11 protein-coding genes are annotated in these 18,004 nt (G+C 70.4%); 4 read left to right on the plus strand and 7 right to left on the minus strand.

The genetic code is table 11. The features are described 5' to 3' along the window. Nucleotides 1-53: 53 nt before the first annotated feature. Both NXI30_12980 and NXI30_12985 read right to left on the minus strand, forming a co-directional pair. On the minus strand, nt 54-452 hold the full coding sequence (locus NXI30_12980; GenBank protein ID MCR9095126.1) for a hypothetical protein: 399 nt from the start codon (nt 450-452) through the stop codon (nt 54-56). A 301-nt stretch (nt 453-753) separates the two neighbouring features. Next, nucleotides 754-918 (minus strand): hypothetical protein, encoded by a 165-nt coding sequence (locus tag NXI30_12985; GenBank protein MCR9095127.1) that lies wholly within the window; start codon nt 916-918, stop codon nt 754-756. 317 nt (nt 919-1,235) lie between these two features. Here NXI30_12985 and NXI30_12990 point away from each other — a divergent pair, with 317 nt between their 5' ends. Beyond that, entirely contained in the window at nt 1,236-1,376 is a 141-nt protein-coding gene (locus NXI30_12990; GenBank protein MCR9095128.1) for a hypothetical protein, read from the plus strand. Nucleotides 1,377-1,432: 56 nt separating this feature from the next. Continuing rightward, nucleotides 1,433-3,730, plus strand: a complete 2,298-nt coding sequence (locus tag NXI30_12995; GenBank protein ID MCR9095129.1) for a CHAT domain-containing protein — start codon at nt 1,433-1,435, stop codon at nt 3,728-3,730. Here the strand turns inward: NXI30_12995 and NXI30_13000 are convergent. Then, complete coding sequence (locus tag NXI30_13000) at nt 3,714-6,830, minus strand: thrombospondin type 3 repeat-containing protein (GenBank protein ID MCR9095130.1); 3,117 nt, start codon at nt 6,828-6,830, stop codon at nt 3,714-3,716. The two genes, NXI30_12995 and NXI30_13000, sit on opposite strands and share 17 nt — an antisense overlap. Before the next feature lie 180 nt (nt 6,831-7,010). On the opposite strand from NXI30_13000, the gene NXI30_13005 reads away from it, so the two are divergent. Together NXI30_13005 and NXI30_13010 are read left to right on the plus strand one after the other, a co-directional pair. Then, nucleotides 7,011-9,524 (plus strand): filamentous hemagglutinin N-terminal domain-containing protein, encoded by a 2,514-nt coding sequence (locus NXI30_13005; GenBank protein ID MCR9095131.1) that lies wholly within the window; start codon nt 7,011-7,013, stop codon nt 9,522-9,524. 98 nt (nt 9,525-9,622) lie between these two features. Next, nucleotides 9,623-11,314: a BamA/TamA family outer membrane protein gene (locus tag NXI30_13010; protein ID MCR9095132.1), complete on the plus strand. Its 1,692-nt coding sequence runs from the start codon at nt 9,623-9,625 to the stop codon at nt 11,312-11,314. Nucleotides 11,315-11,425: 111 nt separating this feature from the next. Here NXI30_13010 and NXI30_13015 read toward each other — a convergent pair whose 3' ends face one another. The 4 genes from NXI30_13015 to NXI30_13030 form a co-directional block, all read right to left on the minus strand. Beyond that, on the minus strand, nt 11,426-13,063 hold the full coding sequence (locus NXI30_13015; GenBank protein MCR9095133.1) for a hypothetical protein: 1,638 nt from the start codon (nt 13,061-13,063) through the stop codon (nt 11,426-11,428). A gap of 254 nt (nt 13,064-13,317) precedes the next feature. Then, on the minus strand, nt 13,318-14,628 hold the full coding sequence (locus NXI30_13020; protein ID MCR9095134.1) for a DUF928 domain-containing protein: 1,311 nt from the start codon (nt 14,626-14,628) through the stop codon (nt 13,318-13,320). Nucleotides 14,629-14,785: 157 nt separating this feature from the next. After that, complete coding sequence (locus tag NXI30_13025) at nt 14,786-15,394, minus strand: sigma-70 family RNA polymerase sigma factor (protein MCR9095135.1); 609 nt, start codon at nt 15,392-15,394, stop codon at nt 14,786-14,788. A gap of 73 nt (nt 15,395-15,467) precedes the next feature. Further along, nucleotides 15,468-17,903, minus strand: coding sequence for an efflux RND transporter permease subunit (locus NXI30_13030; protein MCR9095136.1), 2,436 nt, complete (start codon nt 17,901-17,903; stop codon nt 15,468-15,470). Nucleotides 17,904-18,004 lie beyond the last annotated feature (101 nt).

Raw genomic sequence — 18,004 nt, forward strand, 5'->3', positions numbered from 1 at the left:
GCGTCCGAGCCCGGAGGGAGGGCCTGGGTCCGAGCGTCCTGGTGCCGCGGGGTCTACTCGCCGAACACCGTCGCGTAGACGAGATCGATGCCCACGTCCGTCACGAAGTTGCGCTCGCCCGCCTTGCTGAGGTCCCCACCCACGATCGCCGCCTTCACGACCGCGTCGTGGGGCGCCTGCCAGACCTGCTCCGTGTGGAAGAAGGTCTCGCTCGCTCGCCAGCCGGGCGGGCCCGACTTGTGATCGCTCGAGACGATGTCGCGACGCGGCCCCGGATCGGGGAAGAGCGGAACCCAGTTGCCAGCGGCCTGGTCCGCCGCCACGCACAGGAAGAAGTGCGGGCCCATCACGCGATAGGCTGCATCGCTCGCACACCGCGCGCCACGGGATTCGAGCTCGTCCGGATCGAGCCGAAGCACGAGGCCGTCACGAATCTCATCGGGCTGGATCATCGGAGACTCCGGGCGGATCGAGAGGCGTGGGGACCGGCACGAACGCCTCCGCCAGGCGTTCCGTACTGCGGCCCGATCGGCGGTCCTTCTTCCGAAGCCGAGCCGAGCAGTGGTTTAGCACGCTCCGTTCGTGCGATCGCCGAACGACGGCCAGGCCGAGGCCCTCGCACGCCGAGACACCCCACCCCGGCCGACGGGAACCGCCAGGGCCGCGTCTCCCACGCAGGCGCGATCGCGCGCACGCCGCCTTCGACGAGACCGTCGTCGAGGCCGGCGTCCCGACACGACGGCGTCCGCGCCGCTACGCCCCGACGCCCTCGGTCACGAGCGCCGCGTGCGCCCGAGGAGAGAGACATCGCACCGCCTCCATCACGACGCGCGCCTCGCGAGCCGCCTCGAGGGCCTCGTCTTCGAACAGGTCGAACAGGTCTTCGTCGTAGTTCGCATCGTCGATCTCGTGGTACATCGTCGGTTCCTCTTCGTTCGGGCGACGGGTGGGCGCCTGGCCCTGCGTCGCATTCGAAGGAGAGACGGAGGAACCGGCTCGATCGGATCGGTCGATTCGCGAAAAAGTGATGTTATGTGAGGCGCTTCACGCGACGATCCGCCCCTCGCCGCGCCACGAGTGAACTGCTTCACACACGGACCGCCGGTCGCCCGGAAGATCCGCTCCGCCCGGATTCCCGCGATATCTGGTCGCGGACTCCGCCGTCCTTCTCCCAGACATCCACCGAGTCACCGCGATCCGATCGCACCCTCGGCGAACACGATGGAGAAGCCACCATGACCCGCTCGATCCTTCTTCCGATGGCCCAGTACCGACTCCGGCGCCCCCGCCCGACCGACCTCCTGTTCGCGATCCTCTCTCGGATCGCCCGACGCGACCGACACCCCCGCGACGTGGTCGTCCACGCGAGCGCCTGATCGATCACGGGCCGCGCCCGCTTGCGCCACGGAGCCCTCCCGCTCACACTCCCCGCATGAGCGAGGCCCCCATTCGGCAACGACGCAAGCGGGGCCGCATTCGGCGCTGGGCGACCGGACGCGCCCATCCCTCGCGCGGGACGCGAACCCGCCTCTTCCTCCTCGCGCTCTTCCTCGCCGCGACGCCGACGCGGGTCGATGCCGAGCCTTCGAACTCCGGCGCTCCGGTCGAAACGCCGGAGCTCGCGAGACGGGCCGGCCGGGCGATCGAGGCGGCGCAGGCGAGTGCCGCACGCGGCAACTATGGCGCCGCCGTCGAGCACATCGAGCGCGAACTCTTCCGAACGGAGACAGAGGAGAGGACGTCGCCGCTCCCCGCTGCGATCGAAGCCTCGCTGCGAGGCGCGCGGGGGACACATCTGCTCGCGGCGGCGGGGCCGGAGCCCGCCCTCGCGGAGCTTCGCGCCGCACGCGCACTCGCCCGGACCGCGGGAGCCTTCCGAACCGAGGCGGCGATCGCCCACAATCTCGGCGACGCGCTGATGGCGAGCGACGATCCCGCGTCGGCCCTCGCCGCATACCGCGATGCCGAGCGGATCGCCGACGAGGTCGGCGCCCCGCTGCTCGGCGCCCGCGCCGCCGCGGGCGCTTCGCGCGCGCTGCTCACGATCGGGCCCTCGCCCGAGGTCCTGACTGCGCTCGAGGGCGTGCGCGACCGACTCGCCGGTCTACCGCCTGGACGAGACGTCGCCGCGCTCGGGGTCCACTATGCCGAGACGCTGGGACGCTGGCCCGAGCCCACCGCCCCGTTCGGCGACGCGACCGTCGTCGCGGAGCGGGCGCGGGCGCTGACCCGCGCGGCCACGGTGGCCCACGCAGCGAAGGACGAACGCCTGGTCTCGGAAGCCTGGGGCGAGCTGGCGCGAACGTATTCGGAGCGAGGGCGACGGGAAGAAGCGGCGGAGCTCCTCGCTCGCGCCCGCATGCGCGCCGAACGGGTGGAGGCCCCCGATCTGCTCGTGCGATGGGCGACGGATTCCGCCCGGCTCCATCGCGCACGGGGCGACGCGGAGGCCGCCCTCGAGGACTATGCGGAGGCGGTCGAGGCGCTCGACTCCGTCCGCTTCGCCCTGCCCCACCAGTACGGTCGCGCCCGCACGACGTTCCGCGCCTCGGCCAGCGGCGTCTACTTCGAGTACGTCGACCTGCTGCTCGCACGCGCCGCGGCGAACGGGGACCCGCCGGAAGACCTCGCCCGCGCGCAGCGGACGATCGAACGCCTGAAGGCCGCCGAGCTACGCGACTACTTCCGGGACGAGTGCGTCGACGACGCCCTGGAGGCGAAGGTCGACGTGAGCGAGGTCGCCCTCGATGCCGCCATCATCTATCCGATCCTCTTCGACGATCGGATCGAGATCCTCGTCTCGCAGGGCGGCGAGCGATTCCGCCGGAGCGCGCCCGTCGCGCGGGAGCGGGTGAACGCGGAAGTCGCACGCTTCCGGGCGCTCCTCCAGCAGGGCACGACCCGCCGCTACCGGCGTCCGGCGAAGGCGCTCCACGAATGGCTCATCGCGCCGATCGAGGCGGACCTCGCCGAGCGTGCGCCCTCGGTCCTCGTGTTCGTGCCGGACGGGGCCCTGCGCACGATCCCGATGGCGGCGCTCCACGACGGCGAGCGCTTCCTGATCGAGCGCTATGCGGTCGCCCTCACGCCGGGCCTCGAGCTCTCCCAGCCCACGGCGATCACGCGCGAGGGCGCGCGCGCCTTTCTGGGCGGCGTGACGGAGAGCGTCCAGGGCTTTCCGGCGCTTCCGCACGTCGGGGAAGAGCTCGCCGCGATCGCCACGTACTTCGAGAGCGAGGTCCAGCTCGACACCGGCTTCCGACGCGACACGATCGAGGCGGCGCTCGCCGAACGCCCCTTCAACATCGTCCATCTCGCGAGCCACGCCGCCTTCGATCCGGATTCCCGCGACACCTTCATCCTGACCCACGACGGCCGGATCTCGATGGACGATCTCGCCGGCTACGTCGGCCGCTTCCGCTTCCGCGAGCGTCCCCTCGACCTGCTCGTGCTCTCCGCCTGCGAGACCGCCGCCGGAGACGAGCGGGCCGCGCTCGGCCTCTCGGGCCTCGCGGTCAAGGCGGGCGCGCGCAGCGCCCTCGGATCGCTCTGGCCCGTGAACGACGCCGCCACCCGCGTCCTGCTCGAGCGCTTCTACGGCCGCCTCCAGGAGCCGGGGACGACCCGGGCCGAGGCCCTACGCGACGCCCAGCGAACGCTGATCGCGGATCGGCAGCTTCGCCATCCGCTCTACTGGTCGCCCTTCCTGCTGATCAACGACTGGCTCTGACCGGAAGCCGTCGGCCACGCCGCGCGAGCGCGCCCAGCGCCGCACCGAACGCGATCCCGACGCCCGGGGCGAAACCCGGCTCCGGAGCGGGGATGCTGTCGCAGGCGTCGCCGATTCCGTCCCCGTCTTCGTCGGACTGGCTCGGATTCGCGATCCCCGGACAGTTGTCGCAGACGTCGCCGACCTCGTCCCCGTCGCTGTCGAGCTGGTCCAGGTTGAAGTCGTCCGGGCAGGTGTCGCACTGATCGAGGAAGAAGTCCCCATCGGTGTCGGTCGGGTCGATCGTGGCGGCCCCGATCTCGATGATCACCATCCCGATCAGCGGATCCGGGTCGTTCGCGTCGATCGCGGCGCGGTAGACGCAGCAGTCGGCGACGTCCGGGATCAGCGGGTTGTAGCTCCAGTCGAGAGTCTGGCTGTCGGTGCTCGTCTCGCCCTCGACGGCGTCCCAGAAGCACTGCCCGAGGTTGACCTCGTCGCCGTCCTCGATCCACTGGAAGTCGAGGGTATCGAACTCGGTCGTCTTGCCCGGCTCGCCGGTCCGACTCGCGTCGCAGGTCCGGATCGGAAGCGGCTCCGGATCGCCGGACGAGTCATAGGTGTAGTCGACCGAAGCCACCTTCGGATCGCACACGTCGCCGAAGCCGTTGCCGTTCGCGTCTTCCTGACCGGCGTTCGCCGCGACGGGGCAGTTGTCGATGTCGTCGTTCACCCCGTCGCCGTCCGTATCCAGGCCGAGGTCGCAGACGTCGCCGACCCCGTCCCCGTCCGAGTCGACCTGGTCCGGATCCGCGTCGAGCGGGCATACGTCGCAGGGATCGCCGATCCCGTCGCCGTCGAAGTCGAGGGAGAAGGTCTCGTTCACCCGCGGACAGAGGTCGCAGGCGTCGCCGAACCCGTCCTGGTCGAGGTCGGACTGGTCCGGGTTCGCGTGGTACACGCAGTTGTCGCAGGTATCGCCGAGGCCGTCGTCGTCGAAGTCCGAGGCGTCGACCAGCCCGGCGCTGCAGTCGCAGAGATCACCGATCCCGTCGAGATCGCAGTCGAGCTGGCCCTCGGGCACGATCGGGTTCCAGTTGACCACGTAGGGGCAGTTGTCGTCGCAGTTCATGCCCGAGTTCGCCGTGCACGGCACGTCGCCCGCCGCGCCGTCGTTCGGGATTCCGTCGTCGTCGCTGTCGGGATCGACGTCGTTCGCCAGCCCGTCCCCGTCGAGATCGAGATCACACGCGTCCCCGCGTCCGTCGCCGTCGAGGTCGCTCTGGTCCCGGACCGGCCGCGAGTCCGCGTAGCTCGGGTTCTCGGTGAACCGCCGGAAGGGGCTCTCTTCGTCGGTGTTCTGGTGGTAGGGGCAGTTGTCGCAGGCGTCGCCCTCGTCGTCGCCGTCGTAGTTCTCCTGGCCGGGATTCGCGACGAAGGGGCAGTTGTCGTTGCAGCCCGTCGTCTCGCCGTCGCGACAGGCGCGCGCGATCGCGCCGGAGCCGAAGTCGAGGATGCCGTCGCCGTCGCGATCGGTGAGGTCGCGAATCACGATCCGGAAGCCGAGATCATCCCGCTCGCTCGCGGGGGAGAGCTCCTCGGGATTGGACTGGACACGCCGGAGCGGCAGGGTCCCGTCGTCCCAGGCGCCGCCACGAATCCGGTAGGTGCTCCCGATCTCGAGGCTCGTCCACTCGTTGACGTTGCCGCCCATGTCGGCGACGCCGTAGCGGGTCCGCGCGCTCGCGTCACCGACCCGGGACAGATTGCCCTCGCCGACGGGCACACCGCCCCACTCGCAGTCGTCGAAGTAGTTGACGACCTCCTGGTCGGTCTCGCCGTTCGTGACGGCCCCGATCGGCGCGGGCGCGACCGAGTCGCAGATCGCGCGGGTCGGGATCCCGGTCACCTGGTTCGGCGGGTCGTCGTCCGGATCGTATTGCCCCCCCGTCGGATAGGCGTCGTAGGGAAGCGAGTCCGTCGCGCCGGGATCGAAGTACGCCGCCTTCATCCACTCGTCCTCGGTCGGCAGCGAGTAGCGCGAGCCGGGGACGATGTTCGGGAAGAAGCCGGGGCCCATCGTGAAGGCGCCGTCCTCGGTCCCGCTCCCGTCTTCCGGCGCGCCGTTCTCCAGCCAGTTCACGAAGCGGGCCGCGCTCACGTAGGAGACGAAGACGACCGGACGATCCGCGAAGCCCGGCTTCGTCGCGTATTTCTCGCCCGTGGGCGCGAATTCGTCGAAGAGAACCCCGCCGCGGAGCGACGTCGACATGTCGTCGTCGTAGATGTTGTTCGGGTTCGTGCCATTCGCGTCGACCGCATTGAGGAACGCGACGTACTGGCGATTGGTCGTCTCGAACGTGGCGATTCGATAGACGTAGGCGACGCTGCCGACGCCGTTGTTGTCGGCGACGTTGCCCGGGTCGCCGATCTCGATCGTCGGGATCTGGAGCGGGATGGGGTCGAGGAAGGCGTTCACCTCGGCGCCGCGAAGCCCGGTCGTCGCCGAGTGGTCCTGCCAGACGTTCGAACGCACGATACTGCCGGAGACGGAGAGGTCCGGGCGCACGTCGAGCCCATCCTTCGTCGGCGTGTTCACGTCGAAGACGATCTCGCCGATCGCGAAGCGGGCGGCGGTCGGACCGACGAAGCCACTCGCCTCGGCCTCGAAGCCGATCACCTGACCGGCGACGCCGAGCGAGCTCTCGACCGTCGCCGCCGGGTTCGGCGACCCGGGCGTGTCGAAGCCGACGGGCAGGAAGCCGGTCGCGCTCACGAGGTCGAGCTCGTCGTCCAGGGCTTCGTCGAAGGCGACCGAGACGTGGTAGCGCTGGATCCCGGTCGACGGCGCCGTCAGATAGAGGGTCGCCGTCAATCGGTCGCCGGCCGCGGCCTCGACGTGCGGACTGCCGGGGAGGCCCTCGCCGTCCGTCGCCGTCCAGACGATCGCGAGCTCGGGATCGTCGGCGCGGGCGGCAGTCGTCGCGAGGAGCGCGAGGAGTGCGGCGACGAGAGCGAGCGCGCGGCGCAGCGGTTCGGGGCGCTTGCGTAGACCGCGTCCCGCAACGTCTCGGCGTGCTTCGCCCGTGTCGCCTCTCGTTCCGATCGCTTCGGACTTCAAGCGCTGATCCTCCAGGGTCTCCCCATTCTACGCGTGCTTCCCCACCCGGGGTCAAGAAACGTGCCCCCTCCGCCTGCGCGGGCTGCGCTACACCAGCAGGGTGCGACCTAGCAGTCCCCAGGGCGAGCGGGGCCTCCTCTTGCATTCGAGACAGTGCAACCAGACGGCAGGAACGGTCGAATGATATCGGGACCCGGACGACGATTCGTGCCCGGACTGCCGGGCAAGGGATTTCCCGCCGCAGGCGCCCTCGCGCTCCTCCTCGCGGGGACATGGCCTGTGCCGGTCGGGGCCCAGAGCTCGATCATCGTCGACGACACCCTGCCCGGGGTCGCGCGCGAGGAGCTCGCCGGACCCGACTATCGGATCGATCCGACCCGGGGCGCGCTCAGCGGAGCGAACCTCTTCTTCAGCTTCGAGCGCTTCGGCCTCACGGCCGCGGAGTCCGCGACGTTCGAGGGGCCTGCGTCCGTCGAACGGATCGTGAGCCGCGTGACCGGCGGCGACATCTCGTCGATCGACGGGCTGCTGCGCTCCGACATCGACGGCGCGAGTCTCTATCTCGTGAACCCCGCCGGCATCGTGATCGGCGAGAACGCCGAGCTCGACATCCAGGGCGGCTTCCACGTCTCGACGGCGGACGTGCTCGAGTTCGCGGACGGCGGCGAGTTCCACGCGAGCAATCCCGCGCTCGATACGCCGCTCAGCATGGCGCCGATCGCCGCCTGGGGATTCCTCGGCAGCGAGCCCGCCGCGATCGAAATCCGCGGAGCGCAGCTGCTCTCGGGCGAGTTGCGGCCAATGAATCCCGTGGACGGCTCCCGCGAGTTCAGGGGCGCCTCCGTGTCGATCCTCGGCGGAGACATCTCGATCGGCTCGGGCAGCGACCCGGCACAGCGCGCGTTCGTCTACACGGGCGGCGCCCGCCTCGACGTGGTCGCCCTCGACGGCCCGGGCCGGGTCCGGATCATCGAGACCGCCGGCGACGAAGACCTCGAAGTCGAGCCGGTCGGGGGCGCGCCCGTCGCGTTCGGCGACGTGCAACTCGACGGCGGTACGGAGCTCGTCACCGGCGGCCCTCCGCCCGGCACTTCGCTGGCGACCGCGATCGCGCGTGGCTCGGGCGACGTGCGCATCCGTGCCCGCAACCTCACGCTCGAGGACGCGAGGATCCGCAGCGTGACTACGACCAGCGACGCGGCCGGAGACATTGACGTGGCCCTCACCGGCGACTTCTTCGCCTCGACCGTCGGCATGACCCGGCCTGCTGGGCTCGTCTCGGGCAGCGGCTTCGTGTTCCAGGTGCAGGATCCGTCGACGCCCGTCGCTGCCCGGATCCGCAATGCCGTGTTCTCGCCGAGAACGACGATCGTGACGGCACTCGACGCGGACGGCGAGATCGTCAGTATCTCCCATGAAGGCACGGGCACGGGTGGAGGAATCCGCATCGTCGCCGAGAACGTCACCCTCGAAGACGGCGCGAAGCTCTCTAGCACCGCCTTCTTCGGGGGCGACGGCGGCCTGATCGACGTCGACGCGCGCGACACCGTCCGCCTCGACGGCCGCCGCGCCGATGGCGAGCCGGGTGGCCTCTTCGCCAACGCCCTGCTTGGCGGCGACTCCGGCGCGATCGCGGTGAACGCCCGCCTCCTCGCGATCAATGATCGCGCCGGGATCTTCGGCGAGGTCCGCGACGGCGACGGCCGCGGCGGCGACGTCACGATCGAGGTCGAGACCCTCGAGATCGAGGGCAGCGGCCGGATCGACACGACGACTCGCGGCGCCGGCGACGGCGGCGAGATCACGATCGATGCGACGCAGGCGGTCCGACTCTCCGGGCGACAGGACGACTTCTTCTTTTCGAGCGTGACGACGTTCTCGCTCGACGAAGCGGGGGGCGACGAGGCCGGCGCCGCCGGCACGATCCTGATCACGACGCCGGAGCTCTCGCTCTCGGACGGGGCTGGGTTGTCCACGGCGGCGGTCGGCCGCGGCGACGGCGGCCTGATCGACGTGCGTGCCGACGTGATCGAGCTCTCGGCCAGCGAGATCAGCTCGACGGCGATCCTGGGCGAAGCCGGAGACGTCTACCTGAACGCGGGGCCGCTCGATCCCGACCTGACCGTTCGGAAGCCCGCCGGGGTCCCGAGCGGCGAGCGAATCGCGCTCCAGAACAGCCGGATCGTCACCGACGCGAACGGCGGCGAAGGGTCCGGCGGCGACGTCGTGATCGACCCTCGATTCTACGTCATGCAGGACAGCCGGATCACGGCGACCGCGCGCGAGGGGGCCGGCGGAAACATCGTGATCGTCGCGAACGAGCTCATCGTGGACGCCGACAGCGTCTTCGACGCATCCTCGGGTGTCGGGCTCGATGGAACGATCACGCTCACGTCCTCCGGCCAGGCCCTGCGCGCCGATCTCGAGAGCCTGCCGGCCGTGATCCCGGATGCGGTTCGGTTGCTGCGCGCACCCTGCGCCGCGCGCCAGTCCGGCGAGCGCGTCTCGAGCTTCGTCGTGACGGAGCGGCAAGGCCTCCCGCCCTCCCCCGTCGACGCGGTCGCGGCGCCGATCCCGATCGAAGCGGACGCCTCGGGAACCACCGCCGAGGGGGTCGCTTCGTGGGGCGGCGCTCGGACGATTCTCGGCGACCACGACTGCCTCCCCGTGCGCTCGACTTCCGAGGCGTCGTGACCCTTCGACGAGACGGGTCGGAGCGATCGAGCGTGCTGGACGCCCGGCACGGTCCGAGGATCCGCAGGTGCCCGGCCGCGCGAAGCGCGTTCCGCCTGGTGCTCGCCGTCCTCATCGCCGTCACCGTCGCCGCGGTCGTCGGCGAGCAGGCCCACGCCGCCGAACCGGGCCGCCCCTCCACCGTCCCTCTCCCACTCCCCGACTTCCCGTCGGACGAGCCCGGCCCGCGCCTGCTCCCGGACATCCCGCCGCCTCTTCCCGACTCGTCGCGCCCGCCCCCGCCGGCGGGAGACGCCGGCGCGCGCGTCGTCGTCCGCCGCTTCGTCTTCCGAGGCAACTCCGTCGTGGGCGACGCCGACCTCGCCCGCGCGCTCGCGCCCTTCACGAACCGCCCCCTCGACGGCGAGGGACTCGTCGCGGCACGCGACGCGGTCACGCTCGTCTACGTCGAGCGCGGCTATCTCACCTCCGGCGCGATCCTGCCCGAGCTGGAGAGCGACGACGGCACGGTCCTGATCGAGGTCGTCGAGAGCCGGATCACGCGCTTCGAGACGAGCGGACGCGAGCGATTGCGCGAGACGTTCCTGCGGCGCCGGCTCGGGCTCGCTCTCGATGGGCCGCTCCACGTGCCGCGACTCGAGGCCCGGCTCCGACGACTCCAGCGCGACCCGCGGATCGCGCGCGTGGACGCCCAGCTCCTCCCGACGAACACGCGGGGGGAGGCCCACCTGCGCCTCGCGATCGCGGAGCGCACGCCCTTCCGGAGCACCCTCGAAGCGAACAACTATCTTGCACCGAGCCTCGGACACGTGCGCGGCCGCGTGAGCGCGGAGCATCTCAACGTGAGCGGCTACGGCGACATGCTGCGCATGCTCGGCGGGGTCTACGAGGGCGGCGGCGAGATCGAAGCGAGCTACCGCGTTCCCGTTTCCCGCTTCGGAACGGAAGTCGCCCTCTCCGGCCGCTGGTCGAAAAGCGACCTCCTCGACCGCCTCGGCGAGGAGCTCGAGATCGAGGGCGAGTTCTGGAGCACCGACCTCGATCTCCGTCAGCCGCTCGTCGCCCGCCCCGATTTCGATTTCGCCACGGGTCTGATCGGGTCGCTGCGCCAATCCGATACGGAGCTGGCCGGCGAGCCCTTCGACGAGGTCGGCGGACGCACGCGGGTCTTCGCGCTCCGGTTCTACCAGGACCTCCTCTATCGCGGACGGGACCGGATCGTCGCCGGTCGCTCGACGGTCAGCTTCGGCCTCGATGCCCTCGGCGCGACGCGTTCCTCCCAGGCGAGCATCCCGGACGGCGAGTTCGTCGCCTGGCTGCTCCAGACCCAGTGGCTCGAGCGCTTCTCGCCCCTGCGTCTCGAGCTCCTCGTTCGCGCCGAGCTCCAGCTCGCGAGCGATCCCTTGCTGAGCCTCGAACGCTATTCGTCCGGCGGCCGCTCGACGGTCCGCGGCTACCGGGAGAACCAGCTGATCCGGGACCAGGGCGGCTCCGCCTCCGCCGAGCTGCGCATCCCGGTCTTCAGCGAACGGATCGGCGGTCGCCCGATCCTCCAGCTCGCGCCCTTCGTCGACGTCGGCGTCGCGCTCGACCGACGCCGCTTCACGAACCGCGAGAAGACCCTGGTCGGCGCCGGCCTCGCCGTCCGCTTCGCGCCGAAGCCCTTCGTCCGGGCGGAGCTCGCCTGGGCGTCCCGCCTGACGAACGTCCCCCAGCCCCGGGGCCTCCAGGGGGACGGGCTTCACCTGGGGATCGTGATCGATCTCGACCCGCGACTCATGGGCGACTGACGACCGCCGCCAACGAGAGCGCCCCCGCTGCCTGAGCAACGGGGGCGCTCCTCGCGGGCTCGGACCGCGTCGCGATCGCGTGCGCCCGCCACTTCGACGCGCGCTCGCGCCTCAACGCGCGCGGGCACTGGCCGACGGGGCGGCACCCGCGAGGCGAACGCGACGGTGCCGCATGCGGAGCGCGGCCAGCGCGAGCCCGCCCGCGACGAGGGAGCCCACCATCGCCGGCTCCGGCACCGGGATCGCGCGGACCGCCGCTTCGCCGACGACGACGTAGGTCGAGCTCGAACCGGTGAGGTGCGCCGAGTCGACGTCGATCCGCAGATAGCGCGCGACGTGCGCCCCTCCGAGGTCGAGGATCTCGGCGTCGTAGCTGAACCAGCCGAAGCGATCGGGGAGCGTGTACTGCCCGACCTCCGTCCACGGACCCGCCGCGTCGGTCGCGACGGAGACCCGGATGTCCTCCATCGTGAGGTTCCAGAGCGCGAGTGTGTCGATCGTCATCTCCGAGCCCAGGTCGAAGTCGATCGAGCCCGTCGCGGGCAGGGTCGTCACGAGCTCGCTCTGCCAGTTGCCGGTATAGCTGCCGCTCGAGCGATCGGCGTCGGGATCCGAGAAGTAGACGTCCCATCCCGTCTGTCCGCTCGTGAAGTTCACGTAGAGACCGCTCTGATCGTGCATCTGCGTGAAGGGCACGGTCGCGTTGTACTCCGTGAAGCTGCTGTCCACGACGGCCACCGGCGAGACGATCACGCTCGTCGGCGGGATCGGCGCCGGCGGCTCGTCCTCTACGGGAAATTCATAGCCTTCGTCGGAGACGATCGTCGCCGTCGGCACGATCGCGCCTACGTCGTCGCGGACCACGACGCCGAGAAGCTCGGCGCCCATGTCCCAGAGAGACGGCCGATGCAGCCCGGTCGCGTTCAGCGTGCCGATCTCGACGAAGTTGCGGAGGTTCGTGTTCGGATCGATCTCGAGGGTCAGCTCGATCGGCACGACCTCGCTCGGGTCGACGTCGAGGGTCAGCACGACGTAGTCGTCGACGAATCGCTGCTCGTCGAGATCACGCGGCAGGTAGCCGCCCTGAAAGACGAGCGAGGTGTCGTGCTGGTCGCTCCCGGACTGCGGCGAGGACATCGTCGCCGAGAGGTCGATCTGGGTCGCCATCGTGTAGCTGAGGTCCCCGAACTCATCGATGTCGATCAACGCGTCGGACATCCCCCGAATCTGGAAGTAGAGCTCGAGGGTCGCCGAGTTCCCCGCCACGCCCGAGAGGGTCAGCTCGTCGGAGAGCGTGGCCCGCGCCAGCATGTTGCTGTCGCCCTCGAGCCACACATCGCTCGCCAGGCTGACGCCGGTCAGGTCGAAGACGTGCTCACCCTCGGCGGACAGTCGAGGCAGGCCGTCCGCCGTCGCCGTGACGCGCGCCTCGACCGTCACGTTCTGGGAGCCCCAGACCCCGACCGTCTGTCCCGTCACGAGGATCGAGGCGCCGTCGTCCTGTCCCGGGTTCGAATCGACGATCGGTGCGACCTCGACGCCACCGACGCGTTCGCGCTGGGTCATGTCGAACGAGGCGTGGGTCGAGGCCTGGGCGAACGCGAGCTCCGGCAGCAGCCAGACGATCATCGCGAAGGCGAAAGCGAGGGCCGGCGAGCGGCTGCTGCGCCTCCCCTGCCTGCCTGCCGTCCGTCTCTCCTCGTGCGAGGGAAAGACCGCCTGGAAGAGAAGCGTGTCGCTGCATTGCATCTCGAGTCTCCTGGACGCACACCGGCCGCGGGCACCCGGCGTCGTCGAGTCGAGGGACGCGATCCGCTCCGATCGGGCGTCCGACTCCGTGAATGCCCTTCGACGGCGTTCGCACGCATCGCGTATCGCTGGGCCGACGGGGATCCGTGCAACCGGGGGTCAGGCGCTCTGTGAAGCGCCGCACGGTTCGAGGGCGCGGAATGCGCCGCGCAGCGGCTCAGCGAGCGGGATCGCGGAATGCGCGGCGCAGCGGCTCAGCGACCGGGATCGCGCTCGATCGCGAGGACCGCGCGCGCGGCGTCCCGGGTTCGCTCGAGCAGCGTTCGGATCGATGCGTCGACGAACGCCGCGTCTGGATGGGCGTCGCGGAGCGCGAGCGCCGCCTCCAGGGATTCGTGGAAGCAGCCCTCCCCCGCGAAGAAGGCGGAACGATTCGCGTCTGCCGTAGATGCGAGCGCAGCCACTGCATCCAGTTCGAGCGGCGAGAGACGCAGCCAACCGAAATCGACGGCGCCGGTCGGGGCCTCGAGACCTTCCCGCCACTCGATCGACCAACGAAGCGTCTCGCCCTCCGGGAGCGTCCGACCGTCGACGAGGGGCAGTGAGGCGAGCGGCGTTCGCTGCAAGCCGACGGCGACCGGCGACGGCAGGTGCTGGTCCTCGATCACCGGCTCACCCTCGCCGTCGAGCACGCTCAGGTAGAACCCGCCGTCCGCGGGGAGTCCATCGATCGCCCAATGCAACACGGGACGCTCGACACTCACGCGTGTCACGTGGTCCGGGGAAACGACCGCGATCGAGAGGTCCTCGTCCGAAACGCTCCGCAGTGTCCAGCCGGGGCCGCCGGGCACGTCGAGACCGAAGGCGGGCTGGTAGGCCGGTGTCGCCATCGCGAGCAGCATCTCGCGTGGGCGCTCGGCCGGCCGGACCGGCGCTTCTTCGGGAGGGGCACTCGGCGCCGGCGACGGGCCGACGGACGTCGGTGCGGGTGGCGCGGGGTCGGGCGCGAGCGCGAGGGCTTCGGGCGCCTCGACCGCGGGCTCGACGGGCGCGAGGTCGGGCTCCGGCTCGATCAGATCGGGCGCGACCGCCTCCGCCAGCCGCGGCACCGGCGGCGTGCCCGATTCGTCCTCCTCCGACGCCTCGGGGCGCGAAGGCGCGGGCGCCGATCCGCGGTCCGCGAGCGTCGGAGGTGTCGGGGGGGCAGTCGGTCCCGTCTCCCCCACGTCGTCGAGCAGGGCGACGCTCACGAAGAGCGCTACGGCGGCCGCGGCGGCGGCCCACGCCCACGGGCGCCAGCGGAGCGCCCATCCGGCGCGGCCGGCGCCGACCTCGGCCGCGCGACGATCGGCCTCGAGGGCCGAGAAGTCGAAGCCGCGGAGGGTGTCGGCCTCGTCGATCACCGCCGCCGAATGCGCGAGGGCGCGGTCGATCGCGTCGCGCTCCTCCGGAGAGAGACCGTTCGGATCGTCGACGTAGCGCGCGACGAGGTCCGGCGACGGGAGGTCGCTGCCTTCCAGCGCCCGCCAGAGGCGCTCGAGTCTGCGCGCATCGGATTCGCTCATCGCTCCATTTCCCCGGATTCCCCGGCTTCCCCGGCGCCCCCGGATCGAGCCGACACAGGCCGTCCGCCACGTGACCCCTGACCGGTGGCGCGCTCGCCCTGCTTCGAGAGACGGTCGAACGCCCCTTCGGATATCGCTTGGCGTCCACGGATCGCGCTCATTCTGCGCTCCCTCCGCCCGCCGCGAGGACCGACTTGCGCAAGTGGGACATCGCCTCGCGTTGTTGACGATTGATCGTCCCACGCGGTCGCCCCAGTCGCTCCGCGGCCTCGTCGTAGCTCAAGCCTTCGACGTAGATCGCCTCCACGACCACGCGGAGACGCTCCGGCAGCCGCTCGAGCGCGTTGCGCAGGACGAGCTGCGTCCCGGGATCGAGCGCTCGGCCGTCGCTCTCGGGCTCGCCGATCCGATCCATCGACTCGTCCGGCACGTCCGCCACGCGGCGCCGGCTGCGGAGCCAGTCGACGTAGGCGTTCCGGGTCGCGCTGCGAACGAAACCGGGAAACCGGGCGGCCTCCTTGATCTTCCCGTCGCGATGGGCGCGCCAGGACCGGATCACGACCTCCTGAGCGAGGTCGTCCCAGGCGTCGTGCTGTTCGTACGCCCCCAGGCGGATCAGCTGGACCGTGACGAGACGGCGAACCCGCGCGAGCGCCGCGAGATCCTCTCGTCCGATCGCCTCGAGCTCGGCGAACCAGTCGACCTCCTCGGAGCGCCGGGGCGACCCCGTGGCGAGGACGACGAAGAGTCGAACGAGTCCCGACACGACCGCAGTCTATCGTGCGGCGCACGGACGCGACAGGACGTGGAACGACTCCGGGGGACGATCCGACGCCCCGCTACGCCTCGTCTCGCTCTCGCCCCTGATACACCAGCGCGAGCAGCGCCGGGGACAGGAAGATATCGAAGACGAAGGCGAGGAAGACGGCGAGCGCGCTCAGCAGGCCGAAGTTCACGACCGTCCCCGCCGAGGCGAAGCCGTAGATCGAGAAGGCGCAGGTCAGGACGACCGTCGTGAACAGCAGCGCCCGTCCGGTCGTGCGCATCGTCTCCGCCGTCGCCTGCTCGATGCTCCCCGTCTCCTCGAAGTTCCGGCGGAAGCCATGCAGGATGTGGATCGTGTCGTCGACGACGAGACCCAGGGCGATGCCGCCGATCAGGACGGTGAAGATGTCGAGCGGCGCGCCGGACCAACCCATGATGCCCATGACCATGGCGATCGGCATGAGGTTCGGCGCCATGCTCACGATCCCGGTCCGTAGACTGCCGATGAAGAGCATCATCAGGGGCGTGATCGTGAGGAAGGCGATGATGTAGGAGCGGATCGAGGTGTCGACGGTCAGCTGGGCGACGTGGGACGCGATCGCGTAGAAGCCGGTGATCGTGAGGTCGGCGTCGCCTCCGATCTCGCGGAGATTCGGCGAGTGCTCTCGCAGGTAGCGGAGATAGTTCGTCGCCTCCGTGTGTTCCCCGCGAAGCGAGATGCGGGCCAGCCGGAAAGACGAATCGACCACGTCCTCGAGATCGTCACTGCCCGAATTCTCGAAGAGGAGGAGCTCCTGCGCCACGAGCAGGCGATCGTCCGCGATCCGATACTCGTCGGCCTCGCCCCCGTGGAGCGCCTGATGGATCTCCTTCGCGATGTCCGCCACGGAGACCGTCTTCCGGAAGGCGAAGTTCTCGCCGGGATGGGTCTCGACGTAGCGCTGCATCGCATCGAGCCGAGCCAGCACCTCGGGGTCATGGAGCGCGTTCTCCTCGCCGCCGTCGTAGACGAGCTCCATTCCGGCGGAACCACCCAGGTGGATGTTCAGGTACTCGCTCGCCACCCGCGCGCGGTTGTCCTCGGGCAGCCACTCGAGCGGGTTGTAGCTCTGACTGATGCGCGTGATTCCGGCGCCGGCGACCACGAGGGCGACCAGGGCGACGACCGGGACGGCGATTCGGTGGCGCGTGCCGAAGAGGCCGCAGGCGATCAGGGCCCGCTCGATCGGCGGAAGCTCGCCCTCCTCGTGTCGCGCGCGAAGCCGGAGCGGCGCGATCGCGAGGCACGCCGGCACGAGGCCGATCGACAGGAAGGCGGCGATCAGGACGCCGAGCGGAACGAAGATCCCGATGTCCCGGATCGGGGCGAGGCCCGACGACATGAAGGAGGCCATTCCGCCGGCGGTCGTCAGGCTGCTCATCACGATCGCCGGCCCCGAGTGGCGAAGCGCGTACTCGATCGCGTCCAGCCGCGCCTGGCGGTGATCGATCGCCTGGAAATAGATCGCGAGGACATGGACGGAGAAGCCGACCCCGACCGCGAGAATGAACGACGGGATGATCTGACTGACGAAGGTGAGCGGCCGGCCGACGACGGCAAGTGCCCCCACCGTCGCGACCACCGCCAGGACGACCAGTGAGAGCGGCATCAGGATCGCGAGCACCCGCCGGAAGACGACCCCCAGGAGCAACGCGATCACGGCGATCGAGAGCGCGGAGAAGACGACCATGTCTCGGGCGGTCTGCTCCTGGATCTCCTGATTCGTGATGGGCGAGCCCATCAGGTGGACCTCGGTGTCGTCCCCGAGGTCGAGGGAGGCCACGAAGGCGTGCGACGCGTTCACGAGTTCCGCCGTCTGGAAGCCCGTCAGGTAGAGCGGATCGTCTTCTTCGGTCGCCTCCGTCTCCGGCGCGTCGTCTTCGAAGCCAGAGAGGTCGTCGTCCTCCACGGGCTGGAAGGTCATCGGCTCGATCACGATCCCGGTCGTGAGGCCGTCTTCGGAGAGATAGAGATTCCGGTAGAAGGGATTGGCGCGGGCGCGGGCGGCGATCGCCGCGATCTCCTCTGCAGACCCGGGCCACTCCTCGAGCAGCTCGTCGACGAGCAGCGTGTCCCCCTCCCCGCGCGTCTGGCGGGCATTGACGAGGCTCTGCACCTCCTCGACGAAGGGGAGCTCGTCCTCGAGGCGTTCGTGGATCTCGCGCAGGCGCGCCAGGAACCCGGGATCGAAGATCTCGGGCGGCGTGATCGCGAGATAGAGCAGATCGTCTCGCCCGAACTGATCCCGGAGCGCGTCGTAGTCCACCCGGATCGGATCGTCCGGCGGGAGGTAGCGATCGACGTCGCTCTCGAAGACGAGCTGCGGGAGCGACGCCGCGAGCGCCCCGACGCCGACCAGCGTCAGACCGACGGCGACGAAGGGGTGGTGCCAGCTCCAGAGGCCGATGGCGGCGATCGCATCCTCGACGAGGCGGCGGGGAGAGCGGGCACGGGACGGATGCGACGACACGGACGGCGGGTCTCCAACGGGTCGTCTGGTCGGTAGCAGAAACGGCAGGTCCGCGCGCGAGGGCGAACGAGAGGACGGAGCCGACGGGGTCGTCGCCGAAC

This window comes from bacterium (assembly GCA_024742285.1).
In the GTDB taxonomy this organism is placed as follows: Bacteria; Myxococcota_A; UBA9160; order UBA9160; family UBA4427; genus UBA4427.

What these genes read in the sequence shown, in the direction of transcription:
- NXI30_12990 (MCR9095128.1), top strand. Translation starts at nt 1,236, where the DNA reads ATGACCCGCTCGATCCTTCTTCCGATGGCCCAGTACCGACTCCGGCGC.
- NXI30_13015 (MCR9095133.1), bottom strand. Translation starts at nt 13,063, where the DNA reads ATGCAATGCAGCGACACGCTTCTCTTCCAGGCGGTCTTTCCCTCGCAC.
- NXI30_12985 (MCR9095127.1), bottom strand. Translation starts at nt 918, where the DNA reads ATGTACCACGAGATCGACGATGCGAACTACGACGAAGACCTGTTCGAC.
- NXI30_12980 (MCR9095126.1), bottom strand. Translation starts at nt 452, where the DNA reads ATGATCCAGCCCGATGAGATTCGTGACGGCCTCGTGCTTCGGCTCGAT.
- NXI30_12995 (MCR9095129.1), top strand. Translation starts at nt 1,433, where the DNA reads ATGAGCGAGGCCCCCATTCGGCAACGACGCAAGCGGGGCCGCATTCGG.
- NXI30_13005 (MCR9095131.1), top strand. Translation starts at nt 7,011, where the DNA reads ATGATATCGGGACCCGGACGACGATTCGTGCCCGGACTGCCGGGCAAG.
- NXI30_13020 (MCR9095134.1), bottom strand. Translation starts at nt 14,628, where the DNA reads ATGAGCGAATCCGATGCGCGCAGACTCGAGCGCCTCTGGCGGGCGCTG.